Source organism: Streptomyces sp. NPDC047869, from assembly GCF_040704065.1.
Lineage (GTDB): Bacteria > Actinomycetota > Actinomycetes > Streptomycetales > Streptomycetaceae > Streptomyces.
Genome location: NZ_JBEYRK010000037.1, coordinates 53,554 through 78,751, shown reverse-complemented (window position 1 = coordinate 78,751; position 25,198 = coordinate 53,554). Strand labels below are relative to the sequence as shown.

The following is a 25,198-nucleotide window of genomic DNA, read 5'->3' as shown; positions in this document are numbered from 1 at the left end:
TGCGATCACTCACCACGCCCCGGAGAAGGGGAGGTGCTCGCACTTCTCGTTGCACGCTTCGCGCGAAGCAACGGACGTCCTGATCCAGTTGCCCTCCGGGACACCGTGGATTCTCATGTTCAGCTGGGTCGGCCGGGAGTGCAGCGCACTGAACACCGAGACGAACTCCACCAGATACCGCCCCGGTCTCCAGTCGTGCGGATGACGCACACTCCAGGTGCCGTCGTCACGCACCGGCGCCTCGGCGATCAGGCGCCCGCCCTCCAGCACCATGACCTTGGAAACGTCAGGCGCGGCCGTGCCGGAGAAGCGGGGCCTCGGTCCGCTCCAGGCACTCTCGCGGGGGCCGAGCACCACCGGCGGTTCCACCTGGTCTCGCACGAAGAAAGGCACGGTGGCCGCCGCCGTCACACCGGAGTCAACGAGGCCGACGGCCCGCAGTACGTGCTCGCCCCCCGGCCAGTTCACCGTGCGCCGCCACAGCCAGCGCCCCTCGCTGTTGACGGAGGTACCGCCCACGTAGCCGTTCTCGTCGAAGAACAGCACGTACGACGTCCCCGCCGGGGCCTCGCCGGAGAACTTGTGCAGCGGGCTGACGGCCCTCGACGCGGAGGGGGACTTGATGGTCGGCGGACCGGCGACCGGATTGCCGCCGTAGAGAGCCGACTCGGGGTTCGAGACGGTGAACTCGGCCTGCACGGACGGGTAGACGCCCTGCCGCTGCAGCGCGTCGGTGGCCACCAGACCGGGAGGCAGACCCGGCAGCTGGTTTAGCGCCGAGGCGAAGATCCGCGCCACTTCGAGGGCGCCCGCCTCGTTGAAGTGCGTCGAGTCGATGATCCCGTCCGGGTGGTTGGGGTGCTCACCGGCGTCCGTCCACCGGTAGAAGCCACGGGCTCTGGTGGGACCCAGTTCCTGCAGCATCCGCGTCGTGAAGTGGTTGAGATCGACCAGCGGGGTCCCCATGGCAGCCGCGCACTCCCGCACCAGTTCGGGATATCCGTCGTGCGAGTCGACCACGTTGCCGTGGATGTCGAAGGTGCAGCGCGCGGTGGGTGTCACCAGAACCGGGGTGGCCCCCTCGGCCCTGATCGCCTCGACGTAAAGCCTGAGGAACTCGGTGAATTCCCGGGGGCTGTGATACCTGAGCGGCACGTTGATGCGCTGCTCCACCGCTCCGAAGTCGATCACCACCACGTCTCCGGGGCCGATCATGTTCAGCAGGGTGATGAACCGCTCCGTGTAGTAGGAACGGGCCGTCATGGCGTCACGGGCGTAGTTCTTCAACTCGTAGTGACCGTTGAGGAAGTCCACGAGGTACTGACCCCAGCCGGCCAGGGGGCCCTCGGCCGGGGTTCTCGACGTCGCCACGGAATTGCCGATGATGCAGAACTTGTTCATGGTCTCCTGGTGCCCCCTTACAAGGGCCAGCCGGGCAGTTGCCCCGCGTGGAACAACTGGTTACGCGGCGAGCCGGCTTCGAATTGGCTGGCGATCGGGAAGTAACTGGGCAGGAACGCCGCGAGCGTGGCGTCCTGTTCATCCTCCGAGATGTCCCCGTCATGGAAGTCGTTGAGACAGAAGACATCGTTGGAGCGAGCCGCTAGAAGGTGGTTCAGCTTCTTCACCTGCTCGCTCAGCCCCACGTTGACAAAACCGCTGGAGATGCCGCCCGGGATGCTGCGGCCCGTGTAGTAGCCGAAGTAGTGGTGCAGCGACGAGGCGACCGACACATCGGTACTGTCCCTGAGCTGGTTGTGCGCAGTGGCGCGCATGGCATCCGGGAAGTGCTTCTCCAGGTCGTACATGACGCTGCGCCGCAGGGGGTGCGGTGCGTGGATGAAGGAATTCACCAGCGTCCGCCCGAACATCGCGGACACCAGCCCGCGGTTGTTCTTGGCCGCCATTCGGCTGAATTCGTCCAGGCTGGAAATGGGGCTCATCGGGATGGCGTTGGACGACATGAAGTGCTTGGACTGGCCGTTGCCGAGGAAGAAGAGGCTCGGCAGGATGGCGCGGGCGGCGAAGACGTCGTCATTGAAGTAGAGGAAGTGCTCCGCCAGGCCGTCGATGTGATGCAGTCGGCTCTCGATCGCGTGCGAGTTGTACGTGGGCAGTGCGCCTTCCCGGCCGAATATCTCCGTGTGATCCACCACGCGGACCCGGGGGTGGGAGACGTCCAGCCACTGCGGCACCTGTCGGTCCGTCACCACGTAGATGTTGCGGATCCAGGGGGCGTACATGTCCAGCGATCTGAATGAGTAGCGCAGCTCATCGCGATTGCGGAAGCGGGCGGCGCTCGTCGCCGCGTCCTCCGTCTCGATTCCCTTTGCTGCGAGGACCGCGTTCTTGCGTTCGAGCCAGGAGACGTCGGCCCCGTCGACCCAGGTGTAGACGGCGTCGATGGGGAAGTCGATGTCGTGGTGCAGAGTCTGGTTGAACGCCTGGATGGTCGGGTACTGCCGCCCGCCCAGCACCATCTGCGCCCGGCGCAGCGCCGCCCTGGGTATGCGGCTGCCAATGAGTGTGCGGTAGCTGGAGACGATGCACTCCTCGTCGTCCGGGTCGTCGTCCCAGAAGGCCAGGGTGCAGCCGTAGGCGGCGCCTAGCCGCAGGGTGCGCGACGGGGTGACCGCGCTCTGGTACACGCGGACACCCGGGCAGGAGGTCTGCAGGTGATCGGTCGCGAAGCCGGCGAGTGTCGTGACGACGGCGTTGTCCGAGTTGTTGAGCACGGCCATGTACACCGCCCGGTCCTGGCAGCTCTCCGCCAGGCTCTTGAGCGCCGACTCCCGCAGACTCGAGTGCACGGCGACGGTGTGGCGCACCTTGTTCGTCCGGCTGACGAAGTACGGGATGCGGGCGGCCTCGAGCGCACCGGCGACGATCCGCAGGTTGGCGTTGACGATGTCGAAGGGTGTCTCCGCCCGGATGACGCGGCACACCTGACCTCCGGCGCGCACCAGGAAGGCGTCCTGTTTCAGCAGGCGCTCCTCGGTGCTCGTCAACTCCCGCGTGTGCTTCGTGCTCTGCGGGACGGCGGCCGCGGCGGTGGCCTGGCCGAAGACTCCGGATGCTAGCGAATGGGCGGCCACCCGCCGGGCCTTCTGCTCAGCGCGTCGTCCCGACCTCCGGTCGTCCTCGAGAGCGGCGAAAAGGTCGTCCCAGGGCGCCGGCTGGCGGAACCGCTGCGCCTGTTCGACCGCGGCGTGTCCCATCGACCACCGCATCTCGTTGTTCTCGATCATGTGGAGCAGCGCGGAGGCCAGCGCCTCGGTGTCGCCCTGCGTGGCCAGCAGTCCGGTGTGACTCTCGGACACCACCTCACGGGCCGCGTTGGGGCTGTCGTAGGCAACCACGGGCACGCCTGCGGCCTGGGCCTCCATCAAGGAGAGCCCGACGGCGTCCTCCTCCGCGGCGCTCAGGGCGATGCTCGCCTTCGCCCACTCCTCCGCGATGACCGCGGGCGCCTCTCCGATGAACTGGACGCTGCCCTGCAACGCCATCTGGTCACGCTTGCCCACCAGGCTCCGGCCCAGCGGGCCGTCCCCTATGACGCGCAGGGACCAGCTCGGGTAATACTCCAGGACTCTGGACCAAGCGGCCAGCGCCTCGGCGACGCCGGACTCCTTCTCGAGACGCGCCACCAGGAGCACCATGCGCGTCTCCAGCGTCGAACGGGGTCTGAAACCCTCGGGCAGTATCGGTGGCACGTCGACCAGAGGTGGCGTTCCCCGGCCGAAGGTCTCGCTGAACCACTCGCGGGAACGCGCGCGGGGCAAGGCGACGGCATCGCACCGTGTGATGTTCTGCAGCAGCGGCTCGACGCGGGGACCGCCCACTTCCGGCGCGGTCATCCCGTAATACACCGTCATGACGTGCGCGGGCGCGAAGCGTGCAGCATACGCGAGGAGGGCCGGCGAGGTGACGATCAGGACGTCGGCATCGAGGCCTTGAAGCGCGCACTCCACTTCGATGTCGGCGAGGCGATGGAAGCGATCGTCCCAGCGCCGCTCGACCACCTCGCTCGGCAGTGCGATCAGGGCCTCACTGGCGGCCGCGTCCGGACCGGGACGACGCACCGCCCTCGACTGCGTCGTCTCAATGAGAAAGCTGACGGCGATTCGCGGGTCGGGCGCGACGAACCGGCGTCGGCGTGCCTTGAAGACACTGAGGACCTGGACCTCGTGCCGGGCCGTGAGCTCTGCCGCGTGTCCGAACAGCGCGCGCTCGGCATCGCCCATGACATCCGCCTGCGTCAGCAGGAAAGCGACCTTCATCTGTTCCTCACTCGCCCCCGGACTCATCACCGCAGGTGAACCGGAAGTTCCCGGCGGGCGTGTACCGGGGCTGGATCGTCATGAGCGTGCCGCGCACCGGGGACACCAGGATCTTCCGCATGGCGAAGACCCGTTCCGGCGTCTGCACGTCGTGCAGACGCCGCGCGAGGCGCAGCGGAGCATGACCCTCCGTGTGGACCACGACGTTCCAGTGTTCGGGCCGCTTCGTAAACGGGACCATTTCGGCCAGCGGCACCTCGAGGCGCCACACGCCGGGTTCGGCCTCGACCAGCGGGCACCGCACACTGCGGCCGGCAGCGACCAGCTCGGCCCAGGGCTCGTCGGTGCCGGTGCCCAACACGCGCAGGTCCACCTCGATACGCGCGTGCTCGATGTACACGTTGACTACCTCGGCCGCCGGTTTGGCCTTGCTGCAGACGACGCGGGCGTCACCCCTCAGCGTGCGCCCGAGACGGTAGCGGTCGGCCGTCAGGGGCGAGTACTTCATCGGGCCCGTACTGCCGTTTAGCGGAGTGGTCTGTTCCACCAGGAGCAGCGGCAGTGTCCTGCTTCTGCGTCCCGAACTGACGCGGAGTCTCAATGTCCAGCGTCCGGGCGTGACCGACGCGCCGCCGACGGCGGCGCCCAGGAGCACCGCGGCGTCCATGAGCAGGCGTCCGTCCCGCGCCGTGTACACCCGGGCGGGGCTACGGAACCTCTGGTGCCGTCTGCTGAGGATGATCTCGGCCTGGTCGACGCCCTGGAGCGAGCCGGGCAGTTCCGCGTGGAGGTTTACCGTCTGCCCGTCGAGGACAGCCGCGTAGTTCAGGCGTGCTGCGTTGCCGGCGCGCCGGGGGAGGAAGAACCGGGTCATCAGCCGGGTGCGCACCGCCACGAGCCGGGCGTTGGCACTCCGCCGCATGCGCCCCAGGTGTCTGCGTCGAGGGATCATGCGGATGCCGTCTCCAACTCTGTGGGCCGGTGCACGGCTCCCTGTTCGGTTCCGGGACGCTCATAGGGGCTCGGAACCGGGAAGTATGACGCCAGGAAGTCGCGCACCATGCGTTCCTGAGCCTCGGGGTCCTCCGGCACGATGGTGTCGTTGATGCAGAAGGTGTCGAAGTCACGCCGCGCCAGCAGCCGGTTGAGCCGCTGCTGGGCCGCGCGGTCGCCGATGTCGATGTACACGTATCTGAGGTCCGACACGGTGGCCCGCGCCGTGTGGTAGGCGTGATAGTGGTGCAGCGACGACGCTATTGGCACGTCGTCGGGAGAGCGGAAGCGTGAATGCTGCGTGCGCTGGTGATCGCTGGCGTAGGTCTCCTCGATCTCCTGCAGGACCGAGCGCCTGAGGGCGTGCGGGGTGTGCTTCATCTTCTGGGCGATGAACGTGCCGAACTGCTGCGCTATGAGTCCGCGGCTGTTCTTGCCCGCCGCGTTCACGGGCAGGTCGGTGGGGCTGACCTGACCGGTCGGCACCAGAGCCTTTGACATGAAGAACTTGGTCAGGCCATTGGGGTGGAAGAAGTGACCAGGAGTGGAGGGACGACCGAAGAACACGTCGTCGTTCAGGTAGAGGAAGTGCTCGGACAGGTCCTGGATGTGGTGGAGCTGACTCTCGATGGCATGCGAGTTGAACGTGGGCAGCGCCATCGGATCGGAGAAGATCTCACGGTGGTCCACGACCCGCAGCCCCGGGTACTCGGTGTCGAGCCAGCTCGGCACCTGTCCGGCGGTGACAAGGAAAATATTGTTCACCCAGGGCGCGTACTGATGGATCGAGCGCAGTGAGTAACGCAACTCGTCACGGCTCGTGTACCGCGCGTCGTTGGCCGCCTGTTCGTGCAGGGCGTCGCCCGTCAGCGCGCCACGGGCGACGTCCTTGCTCGCTTTCCACACCGGATCGGAGTCGTCCACCCAGGTGTAGACAACGTCCACCGGAAACAGGTGATCACTGGGCAGCGGGACCGTGAACTCCGCCAGCGACTGCGCGTACCCGGTGTGATAAAGCGTCGGCACCGGACTGAACAACTTCTGTTCGACCTGTCGGCGCCGACTGTTCACCGGTGCCTCGGTCATCACGCTGTTGGGCCGCGGCGCGAGCAGGTTGTCGCCCTGACGCGACCAGAATTCGAGATCACAACCGGAGCCCTGCCCGAAGATCAGTGCCCCTGTGGGGTCGCAGACGTTCCAGGTGAGCCGAAGCGCCTGCCTGGACCGCATCCTGCGCCACGTCTTGGCCGATGCCCCGTCCCACTGTTCGCCCTGGCCGTCGGAGACGTAACCGGGATTGCGCCCGAAGGCGATCTGCAGGACCTCTTCGACGTCCGCACGCTGGTCCGCGGGCACGGCGATACACGGTATGTTCTGGGCCGTCCCTCTGATGCAGAAGTAGTCGATCTCCGCCTCTTCCAGCACGGCAACGACGATGTGCAGGTTGCGGCAGCGGGCGGCCCATTCGGTGACCCCGTGCACCACGGTGGCCCTTACGTGCTTGCCCTGGTGGCGGACTACCCGCAGGAATGCGCCGGGCCCATGCCGGGCCGGTGACCGGCTGCCGCCGAGGGCGCGTGTCATGACCGCCGAGCGGAGCGAGTCGACCCCGGCCAGCAGGTGCATGAGCGCGTTGCGAAGAGGTCGCGGTACGCGGCGCACGATGCGCCGGCGAGCTCCGACGGGCACCAGCGACCTGTACGTGGAAACGAGCGCACTGGCCTCAGGGTTGTTACCGCTCACCACCGAAATCCCACACCATCCCAGAAGAGAGACCATCAACAGCGACGGAGCGCCGGTGCTCCGGCATGCGCTGCTTTGTCGCCCACGGCCGCCGAGATGGGGGGTCTCTGCCGAGACAGCTGATGGCTGTCGGCACAGCGGATGGCCGCGCCCTTGCTGAAGCACACCGGCCCTCCGCACTTGGCCGGCGACGGTCAACAAGGAACAAAACCTGCCACAGAATATTCACATGGTCGAGTAAACCTGTCCACACGATTTGCATCCGGCAGAGGCCGAACTGGCTGACGAATTCCCACCATTCCGGACAATGAGATCACTTATGTGATCCGCTTCATAGGCCATATATCTTCGGGTGCGGGGTTCACACGGAAACGGCATGCTCCAGCACCAGGCCGGGCTCCTGCCCCTGCCGAGCGATGCGCAGCTCACCCGCGGCGCCGATCACGGCCATCACCAGGCGGCCCCGCGCGTCACAAGCGAGGGCGGGTTGGTGGGCACTCGACTCTCCGGTCAACGACCACCACACGCCGGCTTGCTCGTTTTCCGTGCCGCACGCCGCCAGGACGACGCTGCCGTCCACTGCCCGGTGTGCCAGCACGGTGCAGTCGTAACCGTCGATCATGGTGCGCACCACGGCGTGGCGCCCCGCGGCCGGGCTCGCCCCGAGGGGGATCACCCAGCCTCCGGGGCGATAGGCCTGCACCGCGCCGGTGGCCAGGTCGGTCCAGTAGAACGTGACACGGTCGGGCCCCGTTTCCACCACCGTGGCGCTTCCGGGCGCCGGCGTGACGCGGAGGTTCGGCCGTCGCTCCATGTCCCCGTCGTTGTGTGCCTGGGACCAGTGCATGGCGCAGTTGGCGCCGGTGACCAGTGCCTCGATCCTTCCGGATTGGAGCACCCCGACCGCCAGACCGTCCTGGCCGCCACCGCCGCGCATGTCACCCCACGGCAGCCAGGTCCCTTTCGCGCCCTCACGCCGGACACAGACACCACCCCCGGCGTTGCGCACGAAGACGTGCACCGTGCCGGAGGCGCTCACCGCGGCGACCGGGGCACCCATGTGCGCCGCACGCTCCCCCTTACCGTGCGGATTGCCGACTCCCGTCCACTCGGTGAGGGGACGGCCCGACTGGTACTGGATCGCATGGACGACCTCAGGGAAGGCCGCCGGCCCTTTGCCTTTGAGGCGGCGACCGAAGAAGTGAACGTAACCGTTCGCACCCTGAGCGAGGGATATGTCCTCGACTTCTGGGGCCGGGATGAAGACCGGCCCGGTCCACTCCGGACCACCAGCACGTGTCTCCGTCCAGCGCAGCAGACCACCCGAGGTAAGCGCGTACGCGGTGAGGCGCCCGTCGCTCCCGCGCACGAGCCAGCGGCCGTCGAGCACTGCATGAGCGGTGAGCGCCGCGCGGAGGCCGGACGGAGGACCGGACTGCGCAGTCCGCGACCTCGCCATCAGAGCACGTCCTTCGCCATCGGACGCCTCACGGCGCTGACCCGTCCGCGGTCGCCCCCGCGGACAGCGGCTGCTGCCACGAATCCCACCCCACCCGAGTTCAACCATGTCATGAACGCATGCTAATTGTTTCGTCGGCCTTCACTATCTGGTCGCCGGAAGCACACAAGCATCCGTATGCGTGTCTATAGTGCTGGGTCAGCCAAACAGCGTGTGGACCGGTTCACCCCCCACCCGAGTCCCCCGTCCGACCCGCCCGTAGAGGCACGACACACGAGGACTCAGGCAGGATGAGCCATGTCTCGACGCCCCAGCACACCGACTCCGAAACGCCGTCCCGCCGTGGCAGGAAGCGTGAGCGCGCCGGGGGGCGCCGCATAGGCCGGAAGATCCTCATTGGCCTGGCCGTGCTCGTCGTGGCCGCCGCCGGCACAGCCTACTGGCTCTACAGCGACCTCGACGGCAACATCAAGGGCGTCGACATCGACAAGGCGATCGGTGACGACCGGCCCGAGAAGCTGCCCACCTCCGGGCAGAACATCCTGATCCTGGGCTCCGATTCGCGCGCCGGTGCCAACGCCTCGCTGGGCACCGGGAACGTCTCGGGGGCCCGCTCCGACACCGCGCTGGTGATGCACATACCCGAGGGCCGCACCAAGGCCGTTGCCGTCAGCATCCCCCGCGACACCCTGGTGACCCGGCCCGAGTGCACCAAGCAGGACGGCTCCACGGTCTCGTCCGCGAAGCGCGTGATGTTCAACTCCATCTACTCCCAGGTCGGCCCCGCCTGTGTGGTCAAGACCGTCGAGCAGATCTCCGGGGTCCGCATGGACCACTACGTCGAGATCGACTTCGCCGGCTTCAAGGGGCTCGTGGACGCGATAGGCGGAGTCACCGTCACCGTCGACCAGGACATCCACGACAAGTCCAGCGGTCTCGACCTCACCGCCGGCACCCACAAACTGAACGGCACCCAGTCCCTTCAGTTCGTGCGCACCCGGCACGGCATCGGCGACGGCAGCGACCTCGGGCGCATCGGGCTCCAGCAGAAGTTCATGCTGGCCCTGCTGAGCGAGATCAAGAAGCAGGACCTGCTGGGCAGCCCCACGAAGACCTACAAGATCGCGGACAAGCTCACGGCCGCCCTCACCACCGACTCCGACCTCGCCTCGCTGACCAAGCTGGCGGAGTTCGGCCGCAGCATGAACGGTGTCGACCCCTCCACCATGGAGACGATCATGCTGCCGGTGCAGTACGACAAGGTCGACCCCAACCGCGTGGTGGCCGCCGAGCCGCAGGCTTCGCAGCTCTGGAAGGCGCTTCGCAGCGACAGCACGATCCCGGAGTCCGCGAAGAAGTCCCCTGCCACGGGCGGCAGTTCCTCCTGACGTCGCGTCGTATCTCACGGTTCGTCGTCACCGTGAGACCCTTGGACCATGACGGACCCTCTCGGCTCCCCCGCCTCCGACGACCCCCTGCTGCTGATCGTCGACGGCGCGAACGTCGTCGGGTCGCGGCCGGACGGGTGGTGGCGGGACCGCCGGGGCGCCGCCGTGCGGCTGCGGGACCGGCTGGCCGCCGAGGGGCTGCCGGGGCATGACGGCCCCGTGGAGATCGTGCTCGTGGTCGAGGGCGCCGCTCGCGGGGTGGAGTCCGTGCCGGGGGTGCGGGTGGAGTCGGCGTCCGGCAGCGGTGACGACCGGATCGTGGAGCTGGTCGCGGAGCACCCGGGCCGGAGCCGCCTGGTGGTCACGGCCGACCGTGAGCTGCGGCGCCGGGTGACCGAGCTGGGCGCGGAGGTGGCGGGCCCGCGCGCGGTGCTCGGCTGAGCGCCGAGCCGTCGAGGCGTAGCCGGACACGATGCGGCGTCGCTGCGCGCGGGCCGGGGCCGGGGACCCACGTCCCACTCGGACCGTCCACCGGTGCTCCCCCGAGTCACCCGGGCACAGCCCCGCCCACTCCACGGCACCCCGGCCGAGGCCCGGGCCGCTCCCGGCCTGCGCGCGGCGCCGGGTTGGGGCGGCAGACTCGGCTCATGAACTCTGCCAGCCCGAGACTGCCGTCACCAGGACGAAGAAGCTCGCCAGGCCGAGGAAGCCGAGGACCGTTCCGGTCACGGCGGGCCACATGCGGCCGGTGCCCCGGCGGGCGTAGTGGATGCCCGCCAGGCCGAAGGTGACGGCGAGGGCGCCGGCCAGCCACGACCACGGCGTCACGACGAACATGAGGCCGGGCCAGAGGCCGGGGGCGGCGATGACCCCGAGGACGAGCGCGGTGGGGCCGAGGGCGACGGCGGGTGTGTCGGTCGGGTCCGGCGTGGTCGGCGCAGACATGTGATCCCCCTGGTTCGCATGGTTCGAACGCTATTTGAACATGTTCAAATGGTCGTCCCGAGCATAGCAGGGGAACTCCGCCCGGCTCGGGTCAACTCCCTTCACCGGCCCGAGATCCGGGCGTAGAGCACCGCTCCGTCGACCCGGCCCACCTCCTCGTACCGCCCGTTCAGCAGCCGGCGCAGGCTGGGGATGCGCTCGGGGCGGTACGGCTTGCCCCTCGAGTCGTCGACCACCAGGGCCGGCGCCCGCGCGGCCAGCTCCGCGCGGAAGACGGGCCAGGCGCCCGGGACCGCGTACTTCTCACCGACCCGGGGGCCGTCGCGGCCGCCGCTGTAGTTGGTGAGCAGGCCCGCGGTGAGGAAGCGGCTGGCCGGGGTGCGGTCCGCCAGCCAGTACGTCTCGGGGTGCATGCCCCACACCAGGACCCGGTCGGCGGGAGCCGTGCGGTGGGCGAGGGCGGCGGCGAGGCGCTGGGCGTGGGCGAGTTCGGGGCGCGGGGCGAGCAGACCCCAGGCGAGGAACAGGACGCAGCAGCAGGCCGAGGTGAGGACGGCGGACGCCGGGCGTGCGCGGGGCAGGAGCCGGAGCGCTGCGGTGGCCAGCAGGGCGGCGGGCGGGAGGAGCTGCAGGTAGTAGTGCCCGAAGAAGTGGAAGCCGAGGACGACCGCGCCGGCCGAGGAGGCCAGCCAGAGCCACAGGTCGGCCCCCATGGTTCTCACGGCCCCCCGCGCACGGGTGGCGCCGGTGGCGCGCAACACCCGCACGACCGGCGGGATCAGGCCCGCGCAGGCCACGGCCAGGATCGCGGTGTTGGCCAGCCCGCGGCCGAGGACGTGCAGTTCGGAGCCGGTGAAGGAGGCGTAGGTGGCCGACCCGGTGACCGTCCAGAACAGGAACCCGGCGGGGTCGGTGACGAGCGCGGCGCACAGGACGGGCAGCGCGAACCCGGCCGCGAGCCGCACGGCCCCCGCCCGCACGGTCCCGGCCCGCACGGCCCCCGTGCGCACCGCACCGCCCACCCGGACGGCGTCCCCCGGCTCCGGCCCCGCCCGCTCCTCCCCCGCCCGCACCGCACCCCGCCGGTACAGCAGCCAGGCGACCGGCAGCAGTACCGCGCCGCCCGTCTGCTTGGTGAGGAAGGCGCAGGCGACGGCGGTCCCGGCCGCGCCCCAGCGGCCGCGGTCCGCGCACCACAGGGCGGCCGCGGTGCCGGGCAGTATGAACACCTCGAAGGTGGCGGCCTGCGCGTCCTCCGGGTTGAGTCCGACCGACACCAGCAGGTACAGCACCCCGGCGGTGCGTCCGGCGGTGTCGCCCCAGCGGCGCCGGGCCACGGAGGCCAGCAGGGCCGCGGTGAGCAGTTGCGCGGCGACCGCCAGCACCCGGAGCGGGGTGAGCGAGCCGGAGCCGCAGACCGCGAAGGCGGCCTCGTACAGCCAGGGCACCAGCGGCGGCTTGCGGTCCACGACCGTCTCGTACAGCCGGCCGCCGTGCGCGAGGAGGCCCGCCTGGACGGCCAGATACCCCTCGTCGGGGTTCCACAGCGGGCGGACGAAGGACGGCACCCGGGTGACGCAGGCCAGCCCCGCCAGGGCGGGGAGCAGCCGTATCCAGTACGCCGTCCGGGTGATCGCGGGCCGTGCGGAGGTGGACTGGGCGGCGAGCATGGGCAGCACGCACAGCACGTTATCCGGCCCCGCGGTTCCGGCGAAGCGGAACATACGGGGGCGAAGGGAGCGGTCGGCTGCCTACTGCTTCTTTCCGGGCGGCGCCCCCGGCACCTCGCCGGCCGGGGCCTCCTCGCGCAGGGCGAGCATGCTGTGCTTGCGGCCGTAGAGGAGGTAGACCGCGATGCCGATGACCATCCAGATGGCGAAGCGCAGCCAGGTCTCGGCGGGCAGGTTGAGCATCAGCCAGAGGGTGGCGCACACGGACACGATCGGGACCACCGGGACCCAGGGGGTGCGGAACGCGCGGGGCAGGTCCGGACGGGTCTTGCGCAGGATGATGACGCTGATCGCGACGACGACGAACGCGAACAGCGTGCCGATGTTCACCAGTTCGGCCAGCTCGCTCAGGCTGGTGAACCCGGCTACGATCGCGATGATCACGCCGAGCAGGATGGTCGGCCGGTGCGGTGTCTTGAAGCGCGGGTGGACGCGGGAGAAGAAGCGCGGCAGCAGGCCGTCACGGCTCATGGCGAAGAACACCCGGGTCTGGCCGAGCAGCAGGATCATGCAGACGGTCGTCAGGCCGACGGCGGCGCCGAAGCTGATCACGCCCGCGTACCAGGGATGCCCGATGGCCTTGAAGGCGTCGGCCAGCGGGGCCTCGACCGACAGGCGGGTGTACTTCTGCATGCCGGTGACGACGACGGAGACGGCGACGTAGAGCACGGTGCAGATGAGCAGCGAGCCGAGGATGCCGCGCGGCATGTCCCGCTGCGGGTTGCGGGTCTCCTCGGCGGCCGTGGCGACGATGTCGAAGCCGATGAACGCGAAGAACACCACCGAGGCGGCGGTGAAGATGCCCATCACACCGAAGTTGGCGGGCGCCCAGCCGAACATGAGCTGGATGAGCGGGGCCTTGAGACTGCCGCCCGCCGGCACCGGCTCCGGGTGCGGGATGAACGGCTTGTAGTTCTCGCCGCGGATGAAGAAGGCACCGGCGATGATCACGATGAGGACGACGGCGACCTTGATGGCGACCACGACCGAGGTGATCCGGGCGGACAGCTTCATGCCGAGCACAAGGATGCAGGTGAGCACCAGGACGAGAGCCGCGGCGAGGATGTCGAAGCCGAACCCGGAGGCCCCGTCCCGGCCGGCCAGGTAGTCCGGCAGGTGCCAGCCCGCGTTGTCGAGCAGCGAGCGGATGTAGCCCGACCAGCCGACGGCCACCACCGCCGTGCCGAGGGCGAACTCGAGGACGAGGTCCCAGCCGATGATCCAGGCGGGCAGTTCGCCGAGGGAGGCGTACGAAAAGGTGTACGCGGAGCCCGCCACGGGGACCGTGGAGGCGAACTCGGCGTAGCAGAGCGCGGCGAGCGCGCAGACCACGCCGGCCGCGACGAAGGCCAGGGACACCGCGGGACCGGCGTTGTTCTTGGCCACCTGTCCGGTGAGGACGAAGATGCCGGTGCCGATGATGACACCCACACCGAAGACGGTCAGATCGAGGGCGGAGAGGGACTTCTTGAGTGAATGCTCGGGTTCCTCGGTGTCCCGGATGGACTGTTCGACGTTCTTCGTCCTGAAGAGCGCGCTGCTCACGTGCCTACCTCCCACGCTTGTCGTCCTCGACATGATCGAGAGGGCCGGGTGTGCGTATGCCCGGCACAGGCAGGTTCACGCAGAAGGGCCGGTTCCGCCACCGGGGAACGGGGCGGAACCGGCCCTGGAGCCGCCTTGTCCTAGTCGCGCGCGGGCTCGACGGAGTCGACCTCTACCGCCGTACGGTCGAACCGGCCGTCCAGCTTGGAGACCAGACCGGTGACCTGGCGGGCGATGTCCGGCGCGGTCAGCCCGATCTCGGTCATGACCTCGGCGCGGGAGGCGTGGTCGAGGAAGCGCGGCGGGATGCCGAAGTCGCGCAGCGGCACGTCCACGCCGGCGTCGCGCAGGGCCTGGGCGATCACGGAGCCGACACCGCCGACGCGGCTGTTGTCCTCGACGGTGACGACGACCCGGTGCCGCTCGGCGAGCGGGGCCATGGCCTCGTCGACGGGCTTCACCCAGCGCGGGTCGACCACGGTGGTGGAGATGCCCTGCCGCTCGAGCAGGCCGGCGATCTCCAGGCACATCGGTGCGAGGGCGCCCGCGGAGACCAGCAGCACGTCCGGGCGGTCGGTGCCGGGCTCGCGCAGCACGTCCATGCCGCCGACCCGGCCCACGGCCGGTACGGCGGGGCCGACGGCGCCCTTGGAGAAGCGGACCACGGTCGGCGCGTCCTCGACGGCGACCGCCTCGCGGAGCTGCGCCCGGACCTGGTCGGCGTCGCGCGGGGCGGCCAGCCGCAGGCCCGGCACGACCTGGAGGATCGACATGTCCCACATGCCGTTGTGGGAGGCGCCGTCGGTGCCGGTGACACCCGCCCGGTCCAGGACGAACGTCACCCCGCACTTGTGCAGGGCCACGTCCATCAGGACCTGGTCGAAGGCGCGGTTGAGGAAGGTGGCGTAGACGGCGAAGACCGGGTGGACACCCGCGTGGGCCAGGCCCGCCGCCGACACGGCTCCGTGCTGCTCGGCGATGCCGACGTCGTAGACCCGGTCGGGGAAGCGCTTGGCGAACCGGTCCAGGCCGACCGGCTGGAGCATGGCCGCCGTGATGGCGACGACGTCCTCGCGCTCCTCGCCGAGCTTGACCATCTCGTCGCCGAAGACGGAGGTCCAGTCGGCGCCGGAGCTGGCGATCGGCAGACCGGTGTCGGGGTGGATCTTGCCGACGGCGTGGAAGCGGTCGGCCTCGTCCTGCAGCGCGGGCTGGTAGCCGCGGCCCTTCTCGGTCAGGCAGTGCACGATGACGGGGCCGCCGAACCGCTTGGCCCGGGCCAGCGCCGACTCCAGGGCCTCGAGGTCGTGCCCGTCGATCGGGCCGACGTACTTCAGGCCCAGGTCCTCGAACATGCCCTGCGGGGCGATGAAGTCCTTCAGCCCCTTCTTGGCGCCGTGCAGGGTCTCGTACAGCGGCTTGCCGACGACCGGGGTGCGGTCGAGGATGTCCTTCGTCCGGGCGAGGAAGCGCTCGTAGCCGTCGGTCGTGCGCAGGGTCGCCAGGTGGTTGGCGAGGCCGCCGATGGTCGGCGCGTAGGAGCGCTCGTTGTCGTTGACGACGATGACCAGCGGGCGGTCCTTGGCCTCGGCGATGTTGTTCAGCGCCTCCCAGGCCATGCCGCCGGTCAGCGCCCCGTCACCGATGACGGCGACGACGTGGCTGTCCCGCTTCTTGAGCTGGTTGCCCTTGGCGATGCCGTCCGCCCAGCCGAGCACCGTGGAGGCGTGGCTGTTCTCGATGACGTCGTGCTCGGACTCGGCCTGCGCGGGGTAGCCGGACAGGCCGCCCTTCATCTTCAGCCGGGAGAAGTCCTGCCGGCCGGTGAGCAGCTTGTGGACGTAGGACTGGTGTCCGGTGTCCCACAGGACCTTGTCCTTCGGGGAGTGGAAGACGCGGTGCAGGGCGATGGTGAGCTCGACCACGCCCAGGTTGGGGCCGAGGTGGCCGCCGGTCTTGGAGACGGCGTCGACCAGGAAGGTCCGGATCTCCTCTGCCAGCTGGTCCAGCTCCTCCAGGCTGAGCCGGTCCAGATCGCGCGGTCCCCTGATGCGGGTCAGCAGCGGCACCCGTGCCTCCTTGCAGTAGAGCTGATCGAGCTGTTGCCGGGCTTGTCGAGTCTAATGTTCCGGGTTTGCGGGACACGACAGTGCCCGGCACCTTCCGGTGCCGGGCACTGGTTCGACCCGGGACGCTACGCGCGGCCCGCGGTCTTCTGCGTCTTGCGCGTGACGGAGTCGATGACCACGGTGGTCAGCAGCACCGCCGCGGTGATCATGTACTTCACCGGCTCGGCGATGGACTCCAGCTGGAGACCGTACTGGATGGACACGATCACCAGCACACCCAGCAGGGCGTTCCAGGTGCGGCCGCGGCCACCGAAGAGTGAGGTGCCACCGATGACGGCCGCGGCGATCGCGTTCATCAGCAGGTCGCCGGTGCCGGCGCTCTGGTTGGCAGAGGCGATCTTGGAGGCCAGGAACAGACCGCCGATCGCGGCGAACCCGCCGGAGATGGCGAACACGGAGATCCGCACCGCGGTGACGTTGATGCCCGCACGCCGGGAGGCCTCGACGCTGCCACCGAGCGCGAAGATCTTGCGGCCGTAGGAGGTGCGGCGCAGCAGGAAGTCCGTGCCGACCAGGAAGGCGAGGAAGATCACCGTGGCCAGCGGCAGGCCCTTGTACTGGTTGTACATGTACGCCGCGGCGAAGGAGACCACGGCCAGCAGGACGGTGCGCAGGACCGTGTCGCTGAGCGGCCGGGACGGGACGCCCGCGGCCTCGCGGCGCCGGTTGCCGAGGAAGGAGCTGACGAAGAACAGCACGACCACGACGGCGGCCAGACCGTAGGCGGCGGCCAGGTCGGTGAAGGTGTACGTGGTCAGCTTGCCGATCAGACCGTCGCTGTCGAGGTTGATCGTGCCGTCCTCGCCCAGCACCTTCAGCATGAAGCCGAGCCAGAACAGCAGACCGGCCAGGGTGACGGCGAAGGCCGGGGCGCCGAGCACCGCGAAGAAGAAGCCGTGCAGCGAGCCGATGGCGGCACCGGCGGCGATGGCGACCAGGACGGCCACCCACTCGGGCCAGCCCTGGTTGACCGTGAGGACGGCCGCGAGGGCGCTGGCCGCGCCGCTGACCGAGCCGACCGACAGATCGATCTCACCGAGCAGCAGCACGAAGACGATGCCGACGGAGATCATGCCCGTGCCGACCATCGTGACCGTGATGTTGCTGATGTTCTGCGCGGAGAGGAACTCGGAGTTCAGGACCTGGAAGATGATGCAGATGATCGCGAGCCCCAGGACCACCGGGAGGGAACCCAGCTCACCGGCCTTCATCTTCCGCTTGAACTCGGTCCAGTAGCCGAGCAGGCCCTGCTCGCGCACCAGCAGCCGGGGGTCGACCGCGGTGACCGCGGCGGAGGCGGCCTCGGGGTTCACGACGGGCGCGTCCTTGCCGGGCTCGGGCGTCTTGTCGACGTTCGCGGAGGTCTTGTCGACGCTCACTTGGAAACCTCCCCGTTCGTGCGCGCCGCACGGCGGGTCACGGCGTTGTCGGTGGCGCCGGTGATGGCGGAGATGATCTCCTCCTGCGAGGTCGTCTTGACCTCGAAGACGCCGTTGTTGCGGCCGAGGCGCAGGACGGCGACCTTGTCGGCCACCGCCTTCACGTCCGCCATGTTGTGGCTGATGAGGATGACGGCGTGACCGCGCTCGCGCAGACGCTCCACGAGGTCGAGGACCTGGGCGGTCTGCTCGACGCCGAGGGCGGCGGTGGGCTCGTCGAGGATGACCAGCTTGGGGTCACCGAGCATCGAACGGGCGATGGCCACGGTCTGGCGCTGACCGCCGGAGAGCGAGGCGATCGGGATACGGACGCTGGGGATGCGGATCGACAGCGTGGTGAGCAGCTCGCGGGCGCGGCGCTCCATCTCGACCTCGTCCAGGACGCCGAACTTCTTCAGCTCGCGGCCGAGGAAGAGGTTGCCGACGACGTCGATGTTGTCGCACAGCGCGAGGTCCTGGTAGACCGTCGCGATGCCCAGGGCCTGGGCGTCGTGCGGCCGGCTGATCGACACGGGCTTGCCGGCCCACTCGATGGCGCCCTCATCGATGGGGTGCACGCCGGCGATCGTCTTGACCAGCGTGGACTTTCCGGCGCCGTTGTCGCCCACCAGGGCGACAACCTCACCGGCGTGGACCTCAAGCTCTACGTCGGTGAGCGCCTGAACGGCACCGAACCGCTTGGAGACCCCGCGCAACGCCAGCACGGGCGTAGCGGACACGTGAACCATCTCCTTCGCCGCCTGACCCGGCGGGAGGTTGTGCAGAAGAGTTTGGGGGGTAGTTCCGTCCGGCGCCCCGCGCCGAGCTTGCGGGGCTGCGTGAATACGCGGGGCACCGGAGGAGCCTGGGAGCACCCGGTCCGGCCCGGTACCGGCGTTCTGGACCGAACGCCGGTACGGGGGACTGGATTTGGTGCTGCTTACTTCAGGCCGAGCTTGTCGCAGGCGGACTTGTACTTGCCCGTGCAGATGTCGGCGACGGTGTAGACGCCGTCCTTGATGACGGTGTCGTTGATGTTGTCCTTGGTCAGCGCGGTGACCGGGACGAGCACCGAGGGGACGTCCTTGGCGGAGCCGGAGGAGACCTTGTCCTTGGCGACCGAGTCCAGGCTCTCGCCCTTGGCGAGGGCGACGGCCATCTCGGCGGCGGCCTCGGCCTCGGGGGCGTACGGCTTGTAGACGCTCATGTACTGCTCACCGGAGACGATGCGCTGCACACCGGCCAGCTCGGCGTCCTGGCCGGTGACCGGGACGGAGATGCCCGCGGCCTTCAGAGCGGTGATGATACCGCCGGCCATGCCGTCGTTGGCGGAGTAGACACCCGCGATCTTGCCCTTGCCGACCGCGGAGATCGCCGCCTCCATCTCGGAGTTGGCGTTGTCCGGCGACCACTCCTTGGTGTCGTACTCCTTGGCGATGGTGACCTTGCCGTCGAGGACGGAGTGCGCGCCCTTCTTGAACTGGGCGGCGTTCGGGTCGGTGACCGAGCCGTTGACCATGACGATCTTGGACGACTTGGTGGCCTTGCTGCCCAGCGCCTTCAGCAGGGCCTCACCCTGGGTCTTGCCGACCTCTTCGTTGTCGAACGAGGTGTAGGCGCTGATCGGGCCCTCGGCGAGGCGGTCGTACGCGACGACCTTGATGCCGGCGTCCTTGGCCTTCTGGACCGAGTTCTGGATCGCCTTGGCGTCCACCGCGTCCAGGATCAGCACGTCCACCTTGTTGGTGATCATGGTGTCGACCTGCTGGGCCTGCAGGTTCGCGTCCTGACGGGCGTTGTTGTACTGGATCTCCGCCTTGTTGTTCGTCAGCTCCTGGATCTTCTTCGTGATCAGGGGCTTGTCGAACTTCTCGTAGCGGGCGGTCTTGTTCTCCGGAAGCAGGAGACCGACCTTGATGTTGTCGCCCTTCTTGGCGGACGCCGAAGAGCTGTCGTCTCCCTTGGACTCCTTGGCACTGCCACAGGCGGCCAGCGAGACGGCCATCGCACCAGCGGCAACGGCAACGGCGGCACGACGCATACGCGTGTTCACTCTGTAAACCTCCCTGACGAGGCCGCGTCGTTGCGGCCGAGGTGGCTGGAAGTCAACTCGGCCACACGTGCGACGTCAAGAAGTAAATCCTTAACGAGATGGCAACGGTGCCATCCGTTCTCTAAGTGAAGGCAGGGGTGGCCGCCGCGAGCGTACCCGCGACAGATCCATCCAGAAGGGTCGAATCGCCCATCTCGCTGAGTGCGAGAGCGAGCGCTCCGAGCACCTCCGCACGGCCCCCAAGTGCCCCGGGAAGAACGGACAGTTGGCGCGCCGCGCTGGGGATCGCGTAGCGGCCGACGGACTCCCTGATGGGCCCGAGAACGAGCTCTCCGGCCTCGGCGAGATCACCACCGAGGACCACCCGGCTCGGGTTCAGCAGATTGCAGAGATTGGCCACTCCACTGCCGATGTGGCGGCCGACGTCGGCGATCACCCGACGACAGCCCGGGTCTCCGTCCCTGGCCAGCCGTACGACGCCTTCCATGGTCAGATCGGTGCCGTGGCTGGGCTGGAGCAGCGGGAGCACGTAGCGCGCGGCCGTGAAGGTCTCCAGGCAGCCACGGTTTCCGCATCGGCAGACCGGGCCGGATTCGTCGAGTGTAATATGTCCGATTTCGCCAGCCGTGCCGCCCGGGCCGCGATAGATCTTCCCGTTGATCACGAGACCGGCGCCGACACCGCTGGCGACCTTGATGTACGCCAGGTCGCGGACGCCCTTGCCGCTGCCCCAGACCAGCTCGCCGAGCGCGCCGAGGTTGGCGTCGTTGTCCACGTGCACGGGCACGCCGAGCCGCTCGCGCAGCTCCTCGGCGGGCCTGGTGCCGGTCCAGCCCGGCAGGATCGCGGTGGACCCCAGGGTCCCCGACTCCACGTCGATCGGGCCGGGCACACCGAGCCCCACGCCGGCCACCTTGGTCCGGTCCACGCCGGTGGCCGCGATCAGCCGGTTGACCAGCTCCTCGGCCCGGTCGAAGCCCTGCGAGGAGGAGGCGTCCACGTCCAGCGGCTCGGACTCCTCGGCCAGCACCTGGTGCGCGAGGTTCCCGATCGCGACGCGCAGATGCGTGTGCCCGAAGTCCACGCCGATCACGATGCCGGCGTCCCCGCTCAGCGAGACGCTGCGGGCCCGCCGCCCACCCGCCGACGTGGGCGTGACCTCGACGGTTCCGCCGTCCTTCAGCTCCCGCACGATGTTGGAGACCGTCGCGGCGGACAGGCCGGTCGTCCGTGCGATCTCCGCCTGCGTGAGCGACCCGGCAAGCCGTACTGCCCGCACGACCCGCTCCAGGTTGGCTCGGTGCAGCGACGACTGCGACCCCGGAGTCTCCATCGACCCATCCACTCCCGCCATCGGCCGGGCGGCCCCAGTGCCGCCCGTGGCCCAGGTCACATCCGCGGAACCGGGCCACTTACAAGTTGTGAACTCCAAGCTCGGCTGTACGGGTTACATCAGTCAAGTCCTTGACGGAAATCGCTCTCGCTTTCACCGTTCCGCCCAGGGCACCCGGCGGACATGTACAGGCCACCCGCGAGCAGGGCGGAAGGGCGCCGCGGCGGATGCCCCGGGAGGGGGCCGGAGCGGGCGGTGCGCGGCCGGGACGGGTTCCGGCGGATCGTTCAGCCGCGGAATGCGGAGACCTGGCCGTGACCTGGGCGTGCCCCGGAGCGGTACCGGGGCGCGGGACGGCGGTGCGAATCGCGAGTGCGAAGAACGCGGGGCGGCGGGGCGCGCGGGCCACCCGGCGCGGCAGGGCCCGGCGGGCGGGACACGGGGGCCGTCGGGACGGCCGCGGACACGGACGGGCCCGGGCGCCCCCGTGGGGGACGCCCGGGCCCGTCGGCGGGGCTGCCGCTACTTCAGGGCCCCCGCGGTCAGTCCCGCCACCACCTGGCGCTGGAAGACGATGTACGCCGCCAGGACCGGCAGCATCGCCATCACCAGGCCGGCGAACAGGCCGGACCAGTCGCCCTTGTAGCCCTGGCTGACCGCGAGCTGGACCAGGCCCTGGGTGAGGACGCGCTTGTCGGGGTCGGTGTTGAGGACCGTGGGCAGCATGTACTGGTTCCACTGTCCGAGGAAGTTGAAGATGCCGACACTGATCAGGCCCGGCTTGGCCATCGGCAGCATGATCTGGAAGAACGTACGCGTGTGCGAGGCGCCGTCGACGAAGGCCGCTTCCGCCACCGAGGTGGGCAGCGTGCGGAAGAAGGCGGTCAGGAAGAACACCGTGAACGGCAGCGAGTACGCGATGTAGACGAGGATCAGGCCGTGGATGGTGTTCAGCAGGCCCATGTTGTTCACCACGTAGAACAGCGGGACCAGCGCCAGCATGATCGGGAAGCTCATGCCGCCGATGAACAGGAAGTAGATGAAGCGGTTGCCGGGGAAGTCGAAGCGGGCCAGGACGTAGGCCGCCATGGAGCCGAGCACCAGGGTGCCGACGAGCGAACCGCCGACCACCAGGATCGTGTTCAGGAAGTAGTCGCTCATGTTGGCCTGGGTCCAGGCCCTCGACCAGTTGTCGAAGTGCAGCCGGTCCGGCAGCGACCAGGGCGAGCCGAAGATGGAGGCGTCGTCCTTGAAGGACGTCATCACCGCCCACAGCAGCGGCAGGACCACCATGATCGCCCACAGGACCAGCATGCCGTGGGAGAAGACGTTGAGGACGGAACCCTCCTTCTTCTCCACGGCCGGCCGCGCCGGGGCCACCTCGACCTTCGACACGGTCGCGCCGGACTCGGCCGGCAGCGGGGCGGGGGTCTCGGTCGTCTTCATCGCTTCAGTACTCCAGCCGCTCGCGACGGCCCAGCCGCATCACGATCGCCGCGAAGGCGAGCGTGACCACGAGGAGGGCGACGCCGATGGTGGTGGCGTAGGCGGCCTGACCGTCCCGGAACGCCTTCTGGTACACGTACAGGACCATCACGGTGGTCGAGTAGTCGGGGCCGCCCGGCCCGGTCGTCATGATCTGGACGACCGCGAAGGACTCGGCGCCGAGCGCGAGGATGCCCATGTAGACCCAGCCGGACTGCACGGTGTCCCACAGCAGTGGCAGGGTGATGCGGAAGAACGTGGTGAAGCGGCTCGCCCCGTCGAGCAGGGCCGCCTCGTACATCTCGGCCGGGATCGACGCCATGCCCGCCGAGAACAGCACCACGAAGAAGCCGACCGTGGACCACACCAGCACGGCCATCACACACCACAGGGCGAGGCCCGGATCGCCCAGCCACAGGGGCTGGACGCCGTCCAGACCGATTCCGCGCAGGAAGGAGTTGATGGCGCCGCTGTCCGGGTTGTAGGCGAAGGCGAACAGCAGCGCGACGATCGCGATCGACAGCACCTGCGGGAAGAAGTAGACGATTTTGTAGAACCCCGAGCCGCGGACACCGGAAATCACCGGGCCGCCCCTCCGGCGCCGTCCGCCCACATTGATCATGAAGGAGAAGAACAGCGCCAGACAGATCGTCACCAGCGGCAGGACCAGCGCGAACAGCAGGCTGTGCTGCAACGACTTCCAGAAGATGTCGTCGTCGAACATCCTCCGGTAGTTGTCGAAGCCGACCATCTTGAATTCGGGACTCAGTCCGGTCCAGTCCGTGAACGAATAGTAGATGGACTGGATGAAGGGCCATACGACGAAAAGCGCGTAGAGCCCGAGGGGTGCCGCGAGGAACCCCACGATGAACCGGTACTTGCCGTGCTGCATTACTGCCGACCCCGATCTCCGGTCAGGTGCTGCCGCTGGTGACGAGCCCTCACTTCGGGCCTACTGGTGCTTGTAGTGCTTGATCGACGTGTCCTTCGCGGCCTCGTCGGCGAAGCCCTGGATCTTCTTGATGGCCTCCGCCGGGGTGAGGCGGCCGGCCATCATCTCGCCGAGCCCGGCCACACCGATCTTCTCCTTCTGGAGCTGCACGTACCAGTCCTGCAGCCGCGGATTCACCACGTTGGCTCCGGCCTTGTCCAGCGCCGCCACGCCCGACTTCAGGCCCGGGGTGAGGGTGATGCCGTCGGTGCCGCCGTTGAAGGCGGTCAGCGACTTCACCTTGGCGGTGAAGTTCTTCGAGGAGGCCTCGGAGAGCATGATGCGCAGCTGCTCCATGCCGCCCTCGGAGTTCGCCGCCTTGGCCGGCACGACGAAGGGCTCGCCGCCGGACGCCCAGATGGTGCCGAACGGCATCTTGTCGGAGCCGTCGAGGCCGGTGGGCGCGGAGACCGCGAGGTTGAAGTCGGCCGGGATGACGTTGGCCGACTCGTTCTCCACCCAGGAGCCGTTCGGGATGAACAGCGCCTTGCCCTTGGCCCACGCCGTCTGCGACTGGATGTGGTCCAGGCCCGGGGTGCCCTTGAGGACGTAGCCCTTCTTGTAGAGCTCGTAGTAGGCCTCGAAACAGGCCTTGACGGCCGGGTGCTTCCAGGCGTTCGGCTCCAGGTTGTCGATGGCGTCCAGCACCTCGCGGCCGCCGACCTTGCCGATCATCGGGTACAGCGAGAAGGGCAGGTAGTACGGGTACTTGCCCGCGTACGTCCAGCCCGCCATGCCCTTCTTCTTGGCCTTCTCGCAGACCTTGAGCATCTCGTCCCAGGTCTCCGGGTACTTCTCGTCGAGCGAGTCCAGGGCCTTCTGCGAGTACCAGACGCCGTACACCGTGTAGGCGTAGTACAGGATCCAGACCTTGTCGCCGTCGAACTGGCCCATCTCCACGATGCCCGGGCGCAGCGTGTCGCGGACCTTCTTGCCCGGGTCGTCGAACGACGGCGCGTCCAGCAGCGGGGTGAGGTCGGCGAGCTGGTTCTTGCCGACGAGCACGCCCATGTCCATCTGCTCGGCGCCGGAGTTGTCGATGAGGTCCGGCGGGTTGCCCTGGTTGAAGCGGGGCTGCAGGGTGGACTGGATCTTCTGGGTGGCGGAGAACTTCACCGTGGCCTTGGGGAAGTCCTTCTGGTAGATCTTCACCGCGTCCTGGGCGTACTCCTTGCCGAAGCCGCCGTCGAAGAGGACGAACTCCATCTTCGCGCCGTCGTTGACGCCGAGCGGGTTCTTCGCGGTCTTCTTGCCGGCCTTCGCCTTGTCCTGTCCGTCGCCGCCGCTGCTCGCGCAGGCGGAGAGCAGGCCCATTCCGGGGGCGGCCACCAGGCCGAGCGCCGCCGACCGCTTGATCAGATCGCGGCGGCCGACACCCTCGCCACCGTGGTGCGCAGTGGATCCCATGCTCAAGTCCTCGCCTTCTCCAGGACTCAGGCGGTGAACCGGATCCTCCCCGGCACCGCTGTCGGGTAGTGCAGGGTCATGCGGGAAACGTCGACAGGTATAGTCCACTTCCCGCCAGCGGAGCAAGATCGAATGCAAGGTTCGCGATGGGTCTTTTCCGACTTGAGACCTCGCGGAAATATGAGGCGCCTGTGGGCGCCGTGCTGGAAAAAGTCGCGACATAAGACCCTGAATGCCACGCTCAACACCCTTGACAGCACCGGCCACTTGACCACCTACTGGTTCCTGCGCATCGAGCT

General features: G+C 68.7%; 18 protein-coding genes. 2 read left to right on the top strand and 16 right to left on the bottom strand.

The window, feature by feature from the left end:
* Nucleotides 1–9 precede the first annotated feature (9 nt).
* The 5 genes from AB0924_RS33385 to AB0924_RS33365 form a co-directional block, all read right to left on the bottom strand.
* Nucleotides 10–1,401, bottom strand: a complete 1,392-nt coding sequence (locus AB0924_RS33385) for a GDSL-type esterase/lipase family protein (RefSeq protein ID WP_366913471.1) — start codon at nt 1,399–1,401, stop codon at nt 10–12.
* A 17-nt stretch (nt 1,402–1,418) separates the two neighbouring features.
* Entirely contained in the window at nt 1,419–4,280 is a 2,862-nt protein-coding gene (locus AB0924_RS33380) for a stealth conserved region 3 domain-containing protein (RefSeq protein ID WP_366913470.1), read from the bottom strand.
* 7 nt (nt 4,281–4,287) lie between these two features.
* Nucleotides 4,288–5,202 (bottom strand): hypothetical protein, encoded by a 915-nt coding sequence (locus AB0924_RS33375; RefSeq protein WP_366913469.1) that lies wholly within the window; start codon nt 5,200–5,202, stop codon nt 4,288–4,290.
* A gap of 26 nt (nt 5,203–5,228) precedes the next feature.
* The gene (locus AB0924_RS33370; protein WP_366913477.1) at nt 5,229–7,019 is read right to left on the bottom strand and encodes a stealth conserved region 3 domain-containing protein; all 1,791 of its coding nucleotides are present in this window, start codon (nt 7,017–7,019) and stop codon (nt 5,229–5,231) included.
* Between the two features lie 358 nt (nt 7,020–7,377).
* Entirely contained in the window at nt 7,378–8,406 is a 1,029-nt protein-coding gene (locus AB0924_RS33365; RefSeq protein WP_366913468.1) for a hypothetical protein, read from the bottom strand.
* A gap of 359 nt (nt 8,407–8,765) precedes the next feature.
* On the opposite strand from AB0924_RS33365, the gene AB0924_RS33360 reads away from it, so the two are divergent.
* Nucleotides 8,766–9,863, top strand: a complete 1,098-nt coding sequence (locus AB0924_RS33360; RefSeq protein ID WP_366913467.1) for an LCP family protein — start codon at nt 8,766–8,768, stop codon at nt 9,861–9,863.
* A gap of 48 nt (nt 9,864–9,911) precedes the next feature.
* Nucleotides 9,912–10,304: an NTP pyrophosphohydrolase gene (locus AB0924_RS33355; RefSeq protein WP_366913466.1), complete on the top strand. Its 393-nt coding sequence runs from the start codon at nt 9,912–9,914 to the stop codon at nt 10,302–10,304.
* Nucleotides 10,305–10,508: 204 nt separating this feature from the next.
* Here the strand turns inward: AB0924_RS33355 and AB0924_RS33350 are convergent, their stop codons facing one another.
* The 11 genes from AB0924_RS33350 to ngcE form a co-directional block, all read right to left on the bottom strand.
* A complete protein-coding gene (locus AB0924_RS33350; RefSeq protein ID WP_366913465.1) occupies nt 10,509–10,808 on the bottom strand; it encodes a hypothetical protein in 300 nt (99 codons plus the stop codon).
* Nucleotides 10,809–10,909: 101 nt separating this feature from the next.
* On the bottom strand, nt 10,910–12,478 hold the full coding sequence (locus tag AB0924_RS33345; protein WP_366913476.1) for a glycosyltransferase family 39 protein: 1,569 nt from the start codon (nt 12,476–12,478) through the stop codon (nt 10,910–10,912).
* Between the two features lie 81 nt (nt 12,479–12,559).
* A complete protein-coding gene (locus tag AB0924_RS33340) occupies nt 12,560–14,083 on the bottom strand; it encodes an amino acid permease (RefSeq protein ID WP_366913464.1) in 1,524 nt (507 codons plus the stop codon).
* 140 nt (nt 14,084–14,223) lie between these two features.
* On the bottom strand, nt 14,224–16,152 hold the full coding sequence (gene dxs / locus AB0924_RS33335) for a 1-deoxy-D-xylulose-5-phosphate synthase (RefSeq protein ID WP_366913463.1): 1,929 nt from the start codon (nt 16,150–16,152) through the stop codon (nt 14,224–14,226).
* 125 nt (nt 16,153–16,277) lie between these two features.
* A complete protein-coding gene (locus AB0924_RS33330) occupies nt 16,278–17,591 on the bottom strand; it encodes a sugar ABC transporter permease (RefSeq protein ID WP_358934471.1) in 1,314 nt (437 codons plus the stop codon).
* Nucleotides 17,588–18,379, bottom strand: a complete 792-nt coding sequence (locus AB0924_RS33325; RefSeq protein WP_199212467.1) for an ATP-binding cassette domain-containing protein — start codon at nt 18,377–18,379, stop codon at nt 17,588–17,590. Before AB0924_RS33325 ends, AB0924_RS33330 begins: the two co-directional genes overlap by 4 nt.
* A gap of 191 nt (nt 18,380–18,570) precedes the next feature.
* Entirely contained in the window at nt 18,571–19,671 is a 1,101-nt protein-coding gene (locus tag AB0924_RS33320; RefSeq protein ID WP_358934650.1) for a substrate-binding domain-containing protein, read from the bottom strand.
* 133 nt (nt 19,672–19,804) lie between these two features.
* The gene (locus AB0924_RS33315) at nt 19,805–21,016 is read right to left on the bottom strand and encodes an ROK family transcriptional regulator (RefSeq protein ID WP_358934474.1); all 1,212 of its coding nucleotides are present in this window, start codon (nt 21,014–21,016) and stop codon (nt 19,805–19,807) included.
* A gap of 522 nt (nt 21,017–21,538) precedes the next feature.
* A complete protein-coding gene (locus tag AB0924_RS33310) occupies nt 21,539–22,462 on the bottom strand; it encodes a carbohydrate ABC transporter permease (protein ID WP_366913462.1) in 924 nt (307 codons plus the stop codon).
* A gap of 4 nt (nt 22,463–22,466) precedes the next feature.
* Entirely contained in the window at nt 22,467–23,393 is a 927-nt protein-coding gene (locus AB0924_RS33305; RefSeq protein WP_366913461.1) for a sugar ABC transporter permease, read from the bottom strand.
* A 60-nt stretch (nt 23,394–23,453) separates the two neighbouring features.
* Nucleotides 23,454–24,899 (bottom strand): N-acetylglucosamine/diacetylchitobiose ABC transporter substrate-binding protein, encoded by a 1,446-nt coding sequence (ngcE, locus tag AB0924_RS33300; protein ID WP_358934479.1) that lies wholly within the window; start codon nt 24,897–24,899, stop codon nt 23,454–23,456.
* Between the last annotated feature and the right edge of the window lie 299 nt (nt 24,900–25,198).